The 10798-nt window shown below is 66.9% G+C and carries 12 protein-coding genes; 9 read left to right on the top strand and 3 right to left on the bottom strand.

Annotation, left to right across the window (positions count from 1 at the left end; all coding sequences use genetic code 11):
* The 8 genes from NJ4_RS26070 to NJ4_RS20405 form a co-directional block, all read left to right on the top strand.
* On the top strand, nt 1-1254 hold a 1254-nt coding region (locus tag NJ4_RS26070; RefSeq protein WP_217996934.1), incomplete at its 5' end, for a hypothetical protein.
* 111 nt (nt 1255-1365) lie between these two features.
* Nucleotides 1366-1734: a YraN family protein gene (locus NJ4_RS20375; RefSeq protein ID WP_067439622.1), complete on the top strand. Its 369-nt coding sequence runs from the start codon at nt 1366-1368 to the stop codon at nt 1732-1734.
* A complete protein-coding gene (locus NJ4_RS20380) occupies nt 1734-3332 on the top strand; it encodes a YifB family Mg chelatase-like AAA ATPase (protein WP_067439626.1) in 1599 nt (532 codons plus the stop codon). The genes NJ4_RS20375 and NJ4_RS20380 overlap by 1 nt, the downstream gene beginning before the upstream one ends.
* Nucleotides 3329-4465 (top strand): DNA-processing protein DprA, encoded by a 1137-nt coding sequence (gene dprA, locus NJ4_RS20385; RefSeq protein WP_067439627.1) that lies wholly within the window; start codon nt 3329-3331, stop codon nt 4463-4465. The genes NJ4_RS20380 and dprA overlap by 4 nt, the downstream gene beginning before the upstream one ends.
* A 106-nt stretch (nt 4466-4571) precedes the next feature.
* Complete coding sequence (locus NJ4_RS20390; RefSeq protein WP_157551253.1) at nt 4572-5168, top strand: DUF6318 family protein; 597 nt, start codon at nt 4572-4574, stop codon at nt 5166-5168.
* A 134-nt stretch (nt 5169-5302) separates the two neighbouring features.
* Nucleotides 5303-5965 (top strand): hypothetical protein, encoded by a 663-nt coding sequence (locus NJ4_RS20395; protein WP_157551254.1) that lies wholly within the window; start codon nt 5303-5305, stop codon nt 5963-5965.
* A gap of 99 nt (nt 5966-6064) precedes the next feature.
* The gene (locus NJ4_RS20400) at nt 6065-6988 is read left to right on the top strand and encodes a tyrosine recombinase XerC (protein ID WP_067439634.1); all 924 of its coding nucleotides are present in this window, start codon (nt 6065-6067) and stop codon (nt 6986-6988) included.
* A 33-nt stretch (nt 6989-7021) separates the two neighbouring features.
* Entirely contained in the window at nt 7022-7765 is a 744-nt protein-coding gene (locus NJ4_RS20405; protein ID WP_067439637.1) for a class I SAM-dependent methyltransferase, read from the top strand.
* A gap of 57 nt (nt 7766-7822) precedes the next feature.
* On the opposite strand, the gene NJ4_RS20410 is transcribed toward NJ4_RS20405, so the two are convergent.
* Genes NJ4_RS20410 through NJ4_RS25300 form a run of 3 tightly spaced genes read right to left on the bottom strand, consistent with a single transcriptional unit; the run spans nt 7823 to nt 9134 of the window.
* On the bottom strand, nt 7823-8209 hold the full coding sequence (locus NJ4_RS20410) for a type II toxin-antitoxin system VapC family toxin (protein ID WP_217996935.1): 387 nt from the start codon (nt 8207-8209) through the stop codon (nt 7823-7825).
* Nucleotides 8206-8463: a type II toxin-antitoxin system Phd/YefM family antitoxin gene (locus NJ4_RS20415; protein WP_169799302.1), complete on the bottom strand. Its 258-nt coding sequence runs from the start codon at nt 8461-8463 to the stop codon at nt 8206-8208. The genes NJ4_RS20410 and NJ4_RS20415 overlap by 4 nt, the downstream gene beginning before the upstream one ends.
* Before the next feature lie 20 nt (nt 8464-8483).
* Nucleotides 8484-9134 (bottom strand): M23 family metallopeptidase, encoded by a 651-nt coding sequence (locus NJ4_RS25300; RefSeq protein ID WP_082748957.1) that lies wholly within the window; start codon nt 9132-9134, stop codon nt 8484-8486.
* A 428-nt stretch (nt 9135-9562) separates the two neighbouring features.
* Between NJ4_RS25300 and rpsB the strand changes: the two genes are divergently transcribed.
* Nucleotides 9563-10747 carry a 30S ribosomal protein S2, sunset domain variant gene (rpsB, locus tag NJ4_RS20425; protein ID WP_322787640.1) on the top strand — a complete coding sequence of 395 codons (1185 nt, stop codon included), beginning with the start codon at nt 9563-9565 and terminating at the stop codon, nt 10745-10747.
* Nucleotides 10748-10798: the final 51 nt, after the last annotated feature.

The raw sequence follows: 10798 nt of genomic DNA on the forward strand, positions 1-10798 counted from the left end.
GGGTTGAACACGAAGGATTCGGCGCTGCTCAATCCCCTTCTTTCTGGTTTGTTCGGCTCCAGTGTGAATCTCGGCTTGGTGGGATATCAGGGACTGGCCGCTGCGCAGGTCTCCCTGCTCGACTTGGTGAATGTCTCGTCGCTCAACGTCGGAACCGTCGACGAACTACTCGCCGCGAATCTGAGTCTGCGGGACTTGTTGAAGGCAGCTGCTGTGGTTGCTCAACGGGACAACCGCAATGACGTCGCGGTGACTCTCAACCAACTTGCTCTCGCCGTGGATGCTGTAGACAAGATCAAGCTCGGCGATCTGGTCGGGGTTGAAGCAGGCGGTGCATCGGCTGGCCAGGTCGGCTTGAACCTGCTCGACCTGGTGACCGGCGGAGCGATGCTGGCGAACGGCAGCAACCTGGTTTCAATCCCTGGACTGCACGTGGTGGTACCTGGCATCAACACCGGGTTCGACGCCAAGCTGAAGGTCATCGAAGCGGCCAAGAAGCAGTGCGGCATCCAGGGAGCCGAGGCCCGTAGCGCTCAGACCGAGCTGGACATCACGGGCAAGCTCCTCGACATGGATTTAGATCTCGGACCGCTCGGCACCGTCCGTGCAGCCACAGGTATTTCTGTTCAGGTTGACCTTGCGCAGGCGAAGGCAGTACTGGCTGACATTGTCTGTGGGGGCGCCACTGCTTCCGACCCAGAAGGCATCGACCTCAGACTTCGAACAGAGCTGGCGTCCACCATCAGTGTGAAGGCCAGCGTGTCCATTAGTGGACAGGCGGGTCTGGATCTCCCGCTCGGGGTTCTTGGTGCGTTGATACGTGCGGTCGTCACGTTGGACAACGTCGGCACCGTGCTCGAGGCTAAGACGGCACAATCGCCGGTACCGGCATTCCCAGTTTCCTTCCGTATCCCTAATGACAGTTACGGAGGCATCAAAAGCTATGGGAGTGGTGTTGTGCTCAACCACGTGGGTGCGACAGCGCTCGGGTTGACGGGACAGGCGAAGGTGAAGGTCTCGATCCTTCCGGAGTTCATCGTACCTATTCAAGGTCCTTTGATCTCGGCACTCACTTCGGGCCTCACCTCGGCTCTCAACCTAGTGGTTGCTCCGGTGGTCAATAACGTGGTGGATCAAGTGACGACGGCGCTCGTGGGGCCTCTCGCCAAACTCTTGGGCCTGAAGGTTGCCGGCGCTGATGTCTCAATGGAGCGTCCTCGGCCAACTTGTGGCAGTCCCCGGCTGGTGGGCTGAGCCCCCTTTCCGTCCACACGCAGATTCGTGTTCGAGATCTGCACAGCGTGCCGTCGTACGGCCCCTGACCGTCTGTAGCTCCCGGGAGTCTTGGCCCAGGAGGTCAAGGACATGGGTTCACGGGCAGCACGACAACAGGCGCTGGGCGCCTACGGCGAAGCGATCGCGGCCAAGCACCTGGTCGATCGGGGGATGGTCCTCATCGACCACAACTGGCGGTGTCCTGACGGCGAGATCGATCTGATCCTGCGCGACGGCACGTCGCTCGTCTTCTGCGAGGTGAAGACCCGGCGATCGGTCTCCCACGGCACGCCGATGGAAGCGGTCACCCAGAGCAAGTTCGCCCGGATGCGGCGATTGGCTGGCGCGTGGATGTCAACCAACGACGTGCACGCCAGCGACATCCGGTTCGACGTCGTCGGCATCGTGGCTCCGCAGACCGGGTCACCAACCGTCGACCACGTGGCCGGGGTCTGCTGATGCCGGTCGCAACCGCCCACTGCGTCGCGCTCGAGGGAGCTGTCGGTCACCTGATCGATGTGCAGGTCGACGTCTCCCAGGGTGTCGTGGTCACCAGCCTCGTCGGCCGTCCGGACGCCTCCATCAACGAGGCCCGCGATCGCTGCCGCACCGCGATCAGCAACAGCCAGTTCGAATGGCCCTCGACCCGGCGGGTCACGATCCTGCTCTCGCCGGCCGACCTGCCCAAACGGGGTACCCACTTCGACCTGGCGATCGCCGTCGGCGTGCTGGCCGCGGCCGACAAACGAAGCACGTTGCGCGACGCGCTCGAGGGAACCGTCCTGATCGGAGAGCTCACGCTGGACGGCCGGCTGCGCACGGTCCCCGGCGTACTCGCGATGACGATGGCGGCCTCGGCCCGCGGCTTCCACCGTGTCTTCGTGCCCGAGCCGCAGGCAGCTGAAGCGGCGTTGGTGCCCGGCATGTCGGTCTTCGGCTTCCGGTCGCTGGCGCAGGTGATCGCTGAGCTTCAGGGGCAGGTGGTTCCCGATGCGCCGCGGGTGGACTGCAACACCTCCGGCAACCTGCTCAGCTGGCAGGGCGACAGTCGCCTCGACGAGGTCGACATGGGCGACATCATCGGCATGGACGACGCTCGCTACGCGATGGAGGTCGCCGCGGCCGGCGGGCATCACATCATGTTGACCGGCCCGAAAGGCGCCGGGAAGACCTCACTCGCCGAGCGGATGCCCGGCATCCTGCCCGACCTCGCGCTCGATGAGGCATTGGAGCTGACCGCGGTTCTGTCGCTCTCCGGAGTGCTCGAGGGCGACCAAGGCCTGGTGACCAAGCGCCCGTTCTTCGCGCCACACCACTCCGCCTCGCGGGTCAGCCTGCTCGGCGGCGGCACCGGCCGGGTCCGTCCGGGCGAGATCAGCCGCGCTCACCACGGCGTTCTCTTCTTGGACGAGTTCCCCCTCTTCAACAACGACATCATCGAGGCACTGCGCCAACCGCTGGAGTCGGGCGAGGTCACGATCGCGCGCGGTGAGGAGACTGCGACCTACCCCGCCCGCGGCATGTTCGTGCTGGCCTGCAACCCCTGCCGCTGCGGCAACTACTCGCCGAACCCGGTCAAGAACAGCTGCACCTGCAAAGAGGTCGCCCGGCGCGAATACCGTCTCAAGCTCGAAGGCCCGGTCATGGACCGCATCGACATCACCCGCCAGATCACGCCCGTCCCGAAGCACATCGGCCGTGACCCGTTGCACCGGCCAGAGACGTCGGCTGAGATCCGCGAACGAGTGACCGCGGCCCGCCGCGTCCAGTCCGAGCGGTACGCCGGTCGGTCGTGGCGGGTCAACGGGCAGGCACCGGGCCCCCTGCTGCGCAACCAGTGGCCGCTCGATGATGAGGCGGCCGCGGCGCTCGATGAGGCCATCTACGCCGGAACCATCACCCGACGCGGCGGCACCCGCGTGCACCGCCTGGCGTGGACAGTCGCCGACCTGGCAGGTGTCGACCGACCAGGTCCTGTCGAGCTGGAGACGGCGCTGGGCCTGCGCACGAGTCAGCCGTTGCCCGCCAAGGCGCTGACGAGGCGGGCGGCCGGATGACCGCATCCCACGACGAACGCTTGGCCCGCGTGGCCCTGTGCATCTTGGCAGAGCCCGGCAACGTGCGGATCCGCAGCCTGGTGGACGAGATCGGCGCCATCGCGCTGCATGACCACTTCCTCCACGACCGCGACCAGGGTGGTGTGCTCAGTGACCTGGCCGAACGCCTGCGTGGGCTCGACCCTGCCCGCGAGCTCGAGCGCGCCACCCGGTCCGGGATCCGGTACGTCATCCCGGGCGACGAGGAGTGGCCCGAGCAACTGGACGCATTGAACGACTGTGAGCCGGTCCAAGAGCGTGGTGGAGCGCCCTTGGGGCTCTGGATCAGGGGTCCGCTGAGGCTCAACGTGCTCAGCGACGCCGTCGGCGTGGTCGGCTCCCGGTCGGCCACGACGTACGGCACGGAGGTCGCCGGAGGCATCGCGGCGTACGCCGCAGACTCGGGCACGTGTGTCGTCTCAGGGGCAGCCTTCGGCATCGACCAGGCCGCTCACCGTGGCGCCCTGGCGGCGCAGGGCGCCACGGTCGCGGTGCTCGCCTGCGGCGTCGACCGGGCCTATCCGGCGGCGCACGCGAGCCTGCTGGCCTATCTCGCCGACCACGGTGCCATCGTGTCGGAGGTGCCTCCCGGAGGGTCGCCCCTGCGCACCCGGTTCCTGGCCCGCAACAGACTGATCGCGGGCCTGTCGCGGGGCACCGTCGTGGTCGAGGCCGCTGCTCGGTCGGGTGCGCTGAACACGGCGAACTGGGCGACGCGGCTCAACCGTCCACTCATGGCAGTGCCCGGCCCGGTGACCAGTCCCCAGTCGGAGGGGTGCCACCAGCTGATCCGCTCCGGAGCCGCGGAGCTGGTCTCCCAGGGCACCGAGGTGCTCGAGCTGATCAAGCCCTCGGGTGAGTACCTCTTCGAGGAACCCCGCGGACCCGAACGCCGCCGCGACAAGCTCCGCTCCCGTGAGGCTCAGGTGCTCGAGGCGGTGCCGGTGCTCACACCGGCCGGCGTCGAATCCATCTCGCGTGCGGCGGGCATCAGTCTGGTCGACGTGTCGCGTGCGCTGAGCAAGTTGGAGTCCGACGGATTCGTCGCCCGCGAGCCGACGGGCTGGCGGTTGAGCGAGAGCGCCCGGTCATGACGTTGTCCACAGGCGCCGGCCGCCCTCTTTTCTGGGGAGTCCACTTCGTCATACGGTGCTGGATGGCACCACCGTTCCGGTGCCGTCTCGGGTGAAGGACGGGTACATGCGATTGCTCCGCAGGCTGATCATCGGATTGACGTGCGCGTCGCTGCTCACCTTCGCGGGGTGTTCGGATGACGACGATCCTTCGGCCGACCCGTCGGAGACGCCGAGCCTCACATCGTCACCCAGTGAGTCCGCGTCGACCTACACGCCGCCGTCCGCAGCCAAGCCGCCCAAGGGTGGCTGGCCCGAGGACAAGCCCGCGACCGAGATCAGCGCCGAGAAGGTGGCGAGGCTCTGGATCAAGGCCCTCAGCAGCGCAACTGTTACGGGTGACACCAGTCGCCTTCGGGCCATGACTACTCCCAAGTGCGAGCAGTGTGCCGAATTCGCCGGGTACATCGAGTCCGACTTCCGTGAAGGCATCGTCGTGAGACCCCGAGGGGCTGCCTACGTCCCCAAGACGCTTACCCTGGCCGACCCCAAGTCGGCCAATCATGTCGAGATACGCATGCTCGTTCGATCTTCCGGAGGGACGCGGAAGGAGTCGTCAAGCGGTGCCCCTTCGAAGTATCCGGCACAGACCAACGAGTGGTTCTTTGTTCTGAGGCTTGTCCGGGGACGATGGAAGATCAATGACCTGGGGCTCATGGGATGAGGATCAAGTGGTTGGTAACTGTGATGCTCGTGCTCCTGGTCGCAGTTCCCACGGCGGTGCCGGAGCGTTCTTCAGCCAGCTGGGTCTGCGAGAAGGTAAGGGTTGCGGAGTATTTCAATGGCAGCGTCAGATACATGACGGTCAAGCGCTGTCACGAGATTCCCGATCCACCGCCCCCCGCGGGAACTACTGCGGAACCATCGGCCACGGTGTCGACTCCTGCCTGCGCCGAGAAGGACAAGATTCTCCGCACGGCGCTGCGTAACAAACAGCATCTCCCGAACATGGTGTGCGGCGCAGCCGGCGGTGGTGGCGGAGGCGGCGCGGGAGCCGCCCCGGATTGGGGAGCCATCGCTCTGATGGCGTTCCGGGATACGGCAATCCCGACGACGAGGACGATCATCCAACCGCCGGGCGGCAAGACGCTGGTCAACTTCGAGACGCTCTTTCGCACCGAGGCGGCCGCGTTCACGCGCACGATGAACCTGCTGGGGGAGCGCATCCAGTTGCGGATCCGTCCGATCTCGTACACCTGGGTGACCGGTGACGGCGATCAGTTCACCACCACGAAGCCGGGGGTCAAGTACGAGGAACGTCTGCCGATGACGGCCTACAACGTGCACAACTACGCGAAGAGGGCCGAAGCCCTGCACCCGCGAGTCGACATCACGTGGAGAGCGACATACCGCGTCGGCAACGGGGCGTGGCTGCCGGTCGCCGGCAGCCTGACCAAGTCCGGACCGGAGACCACCCTCCAGGTCGTCGAAGGTCGCCCCACCCTCATCGAGGCTCGGTGAGGTCGCGGGCGATCGGCTGAACTGAGTGATTCTCAGCAGGCCGGCTCCTGGCGGCTCGCCTCCCGGAGCCGACGCTTCGTCAGACCTAGACTCACTGAGATGGACGACGCCCTGCCCGAAGCGATGATGCGCGTGCTCGCTGACTACGAGCGCCACCTCGCCTCCGAACGGGACCTGACGCCACACACCGTTCGCGCCTACCTGGGTGACCTGGCCTCCATGCTCGACCACGCGCACAGGCTCGGCCACGACGACGTGACCAGTCTCGACCTGCGCACCCTGCGCAGTTGGCTGGCCAAGCAGCAGACCGTCGGCAAGTCCCGTACGACGATCGCACGCCGAGCCACTGCCGCGAGGGTCTTCACCGCCTGGTTGGCCCGGACGGACCGGGCCGCGACCGACGCCGGGAGCCTGCTTGTCTCACCGAAGGCCCACCGACCGTTGCCCGACGTGCTCCGCCCCGACGAGGCCAGGGCGCTGGTCGAACAAGCCGCCGAGCTCGCCGACGACGGCAGCCCGATCGGTATTCGCGATGTCGCCATGCTCGAGACGCTCTACGCCACCGGCATCCGGGTGGGGGAGCTGTGCGGTCTCGACGTCGACGACCTCGACTTCGACCGCAACGTGGCCCGGGTGCTGGGCAAGGGGCGCAAGGAACGAGTCGTGCCATTCGGTGAACCTGCCCGCCTCGCCCTGCGTCGTTGGCTCGAGCAAGGCCGGGCGCAGGTGCGTGTCGAAGGCGCAGGGCCGGCGTTGTTCCTGGGCGCACGTGGCAAGCGGATCGACCAGCGCGCGGTCCGCACGCTGGTCCACAAGCGGATCCGTGACGTGCCCGGAGCCCCCGACATCGGCCCGCACGGACTGCGCCACACCGCCGCCACCCATCTGCTTGAAGGCGGCGCCGACCTACGCACTGTGCAGGAGTTGCTCGGACACTCATCGATGGCGACCACCCAGATCTACACGCACGTGACCAGTGAGCGACTGCGTTCGGCGTACAAGCAAGCACACCCACGCGCCTGAGAGCGGGCCGTGCTCGGCAGTTAGGTTGGGCCGGTGGACAACTCCAAGAACCCGCTCGAGACCTACTTCCGCAACAACTCAGACGGGAGGTTGATCCACAAGTGGCTCCACTACTTCGAGATCTATCACCGTCACTTCGAACGATTCCGCGGTCGCAAGCCCGTGGTCCTGGAGTTCGGGGTCTCGCAGGGCGGTTCCCTGGAGATGTGGCGCGACTACTTCGGTCGCGGCGCCAAGATCCACGGGGTCGACATCAACCCCAAGTGCAAGGAACTCGAACGGCGACGCTCCAAGATCTTCATCGGTGACCAGGCCGACCGTGAGTTCCTGCGTTCGATCGTCGACGAGATCGGCCCGGTCGACGTCGTCATCGAAGACGGCGGGCACCAGTTCGATCAGCAGATCCACACCTTCGAGGAGATCTACCCGACCATGGCGGAGGACGGCGTCTTCCTGATCGAGGACCTGCACACCAGCTATTGGCCGAAGAACTTCGGCGGGGGTGTGCGCAAGCCCGGCACGTTCATCGAATACGCCAAGAACCTCTCTGACCAGCTGAATGCCTGGCACTCGCGACAGCCGAGGAAGTTCCAGGTCGACGAGTTCACCCGGACGACGAAGTCGATGCACTTCTACGACAGCATCATCGCCTTCGAACGCGGCTCCGTGGTTCGGCCCACACACGAGCGTGTCGGAATCAAGACCGTGCACGACCCCGATTGGAAGGCAGCCCGGACGCCCGTGGGACGGGTCGCGAATCGACTGTTGAATCGGTGAGCTGCGCAGGCACCCCGGCTGAGTAGCAGGCCCGGGACCATTGGTCCCGATCCAGGATCAAGCCGGGGACGACGTGACCAGGCCGTGATCGATCGCCGCGCTCAGGAGGCGCTCGTCGTAGGAGATCAGCACGTCGGCACCGTGGTGGAGGGCTGTGGCCAGGTGGAGCGCATCGAGACTCCGCAGCGTGGCGCCCGGGAGCAGTCCCGCCTCGCTGAAGAGGGAGCGCGGAGCGTCGGCGAGGTTGACTCCGCTCAAGGCAGTCGTCACGTCGGCTTGCGGCACGCCCGCGCGGAGTGCTGCCCGTCGCGACTCGGTCTCAAGGAGGATGGAGGACATGCGTCGTCCCGAGCTTCTCGAGTGCAACTCCTCGACGAGGGCAGCCGACTCCGGTTCGTCGAAGACGAGTTTCATGAAGGCCGAGGTGTCGAGGTAGACCTTCACAGCCGATCCTCTCGCAACTCGTCGAGGATCTCCTGAGATGGCCGCGAGATCTGGTGGCGCTCGATCTGGGTCCACGGCTCGACCGCCGTGGCCGGCTTGATGATCTCGGACTCCCACAAGTCGTCAGACGTGGGCGGACGCAGGACGGCCACCACCTCGCCGTGGTTGGTGATCTCGAAGGACTCGCCGCCAGCGACGCGCCGCAGCACCTCGGCGCTCTGATTGCGCAGTTGGCGGTGGGGGATTCGCTCCACGTCGACCCTCCTCATGACTGTCACGGCCTGGTCTCTGGCAGCCGTAGCAATCGTAGCACTCCGGTGATGCCCGACCCCGGTGGCCGAGCGCTGGGGAACAGTCCGCTGTCGGCCCCACCCGGCGGACCGGAGGTGCCTGGGGCGTCGCCCCGTTCCCGACCCAGCCCGTGGAACGGCAGCAGGCGCACCCGGTCGGCGCCGACCAGGTCGAGCGGGTCGAGATAGACGTCGTCGGCGTTGCGGATCAGCCCCCAGTGCAGGCACGAGGCCGGCAGGCAGTGGGAGCCGCCGAGCTGGAGACGCCCGATCGCCGTGCCGGCCTCCACGGGCGTGCCGACCGCGATCGTCGCGACCACCGGCTCGTAGGTCGTGCGGGTGGCGCCGTGGGAGACCACGACGACCGAGCGGCCGGCGATCACCCCGGCGAACGAGACCGTGCCGGACAGGGCGGAGCGCACGAGCTGACCGGGCGATCCGGCCAGGTCGACGCCACGGTGACCGGCACCCCACCGCGTGTCCGGGGGATCGAAGCCGGACACGACGGCGGGGCGCGGAGCCAGCGGCCAGACCCCGTCGGGGCGGTCGCTCGCGGCTGCGGATCTGGTCACGACACCGCCCGCCACCAGGGGGACGATCACGGTGACGAGGGCGATGAGGAACCTGATGCGCATGCCCTCAGCCTGTGCGGATCCGGGGAGGTCCGGAGCCGCAGAAGGGCCAACTGTGGAAAACTTCGACACCGACTCGCATGTGGACGAAAAGTGGCTTGCCAGTGGACCCGATACCCGGTGCCCATCACGATTGGTCGGGCGGGCCCTCCATCAACTAGTCTGGTCCACGCAATCCATCCGTGGATTGACTTCGCACGCTCGCACACCGCGACGCACCCCCGGGTGCCCGTGGGCGGCGTACCTCAGTTCCGGCTCCGGCCGGATCGGTGCGCCGCGCGGCGTCAGGGTAGTCGGCACCCGTCGGCTGCACGAACTGAAAACAACAGTGGTCGGCAATCCGGCCCCGCCTCTCCGCGACCTGAGCAGCAGACAGTGGAGCCGAAGGCGGGCACCAGCGGTGAGCGGGCCACGCAACAGGAAGAAGAACCATGGCAGTCGTGACCATGCGCCAGCTCCTCGAGAGCGGCGTCCACTTCGGACACCAGACCCGTCGCTGGAACCCGAAGATGAAGCGCTTCATCATGACCGAGCGCAACGGCATCTACATCATCGACCTGCAGCAGTCGCTGGCCTACATCGACCGCTCCTACGCCTTCATCAAGGAGACCGTCGCCAAGGGCGGTGTCGTGATGTTCGTCGGCACCAAGAAGCAGGCCCAGGAAGCGATCGCCGAGCAGGCGACCCGCGTCGGCATGCCCTACGTCAACCAGCGTTGGCTCGGCGGCATGCTCACCAACTTCCAGACCGTGCACCAGCGGATCAACCGCCTCAAGGAGCTCGACGAGATCGACTTCGACGATGTCGCGGGCTCCAACCGCACGAAGAAGGAACTGCTCCAGATGAAGCGGGAGCGCACCAAGCTCGACAAGACCCTCGGTGGCATCCGCGAGATGACGCGTACGCCGTCCGCCGTGTGGATCGTCGACACGAACAAGGAGCACCTGGCTGTCGAGGAGGCCCGCAAGCTGCGGATCCCGATCATCGGCATCCTCGACTCCAACTGCGACCCCGACCTGGTCGACTTCCCGATCCCGGGCAACGACGACGCCATCCGCGCCGTCGGCCTGCTGACCCGCGTGGTCGCCGACGCCGTCGCCGAGGGCCTGATCGCCCGCTCCGGCGCGAAGACCGACGGTGGCGCTTCCGGCGGTACGGCGGAGCCGCTGGCCGAGTGGGAGCGCGAGCTCCTCGAGGGTGACGCCGCGAAGACCGCTGTCGACGCGACCGGCGGCGACGCCGCGACCGAGACGCCGGCCGCCGAGGGCACCGGTGCCGCTGCTGAGGCCCCCGAGGCCGCTGCCGTCGCCGAGACTGCTGTCGAGGCGCCCGCCGAGACCGAGATCAAGCCGCTGGCCGACACCTCCGCTGCCACCGAGGGCGAGTTCGGTCCCGACTCGGCTCCGGCCAACGAGGACAACTCGGCTCCCGAGGGCTTCGAGATCAAGGGCAACAAGGACTCGATGAAGTTCCACGCCCCGTCGAGCCCTTGGTACGGCCGCACCATCGCCGAGGTCTGGTTCAAGAGCGCCGAGGCCGCCGAGGCCGCGGGCTTCGTCAACGCCGAGCACAAGGCCGAGGACAAGGCCGAGGACAAGGCTGACGACAAGGCCTGACACGACCCGGGCCGCGAGGCCCGAGCCGTTCGCATCTCGCTTCACCGGCGG

It is taken from the genome of Nocardioides jensenii JCM 1364 = NBRC 14755, assembly GCF_001552535.1.
Taxonomy (GTDB): Bacteria; Actinomycetota; Actinomycetes; order Propionibacteriales; family Nocardioidaceae; genus Nocardioides; species Nocardioides jensenii.

Excerpts from the sequence above, each read along its gene's own strand:
- NJ4_RS20390 (WP_157551253.1), top strand. The coding sequence starts at position 4,572 with ATGCGATTGCTCCGCAGGCTGATCATCGGATTGACGTGCGCGTCGCTG.
- NJ4_RS20380 (WP_067439626.1), top strand. The coding sequence starts at position 1,734 with ATGCCGGTCGCAACCGCCCACTGCGTCGCGCTCGAGGGAGCTGTCGGT.
- NJ4_RS25300 (WP_082748957.1), bottom strand. The coding sequence starts at position 9,134 with ATGCGCATCAGGTTCCTCATCGCCCTCGTCACCGTGATCGTCCCCCTG.
- NJ4_RS20400 (WP_067439634.1), top strand. The coding sequence starts at position 6,065 with ATGGACGACGCCCTGCCCGAAGCGATGATGCGCGTGCTCGCTGACTAC.
- NJ4_RS20375 (WP_067439622.1), top strand. The coding sequence starts at position 1,366 with ATGGGTTCACGGGCAGCACGACAACAGGCGCTGGGCGCCTACGGCGAA.
- rpsB (WP_322787640.1), top strand. The coding sequence starts at position 9,563 with ATGGCAGTCGTGACCATGCGCCAGCTCCTCGAGAGCGGCGTCCACTTC.
- NJ4_RS20395 (WP_157551254.1), top strand. The coding sequence starts at position 5,303 with ATGACGGTCAAGCGCTGTCACGAGATTCCCGATCCACCGCCCCCCGCG.
- dprA (WP_067439627.1), top strand. The coding sequence starts at position 3,329 with ATGACCGCATCCCACGACGAACGCTTGGCCCGCGTGGCCCTGTGCATC.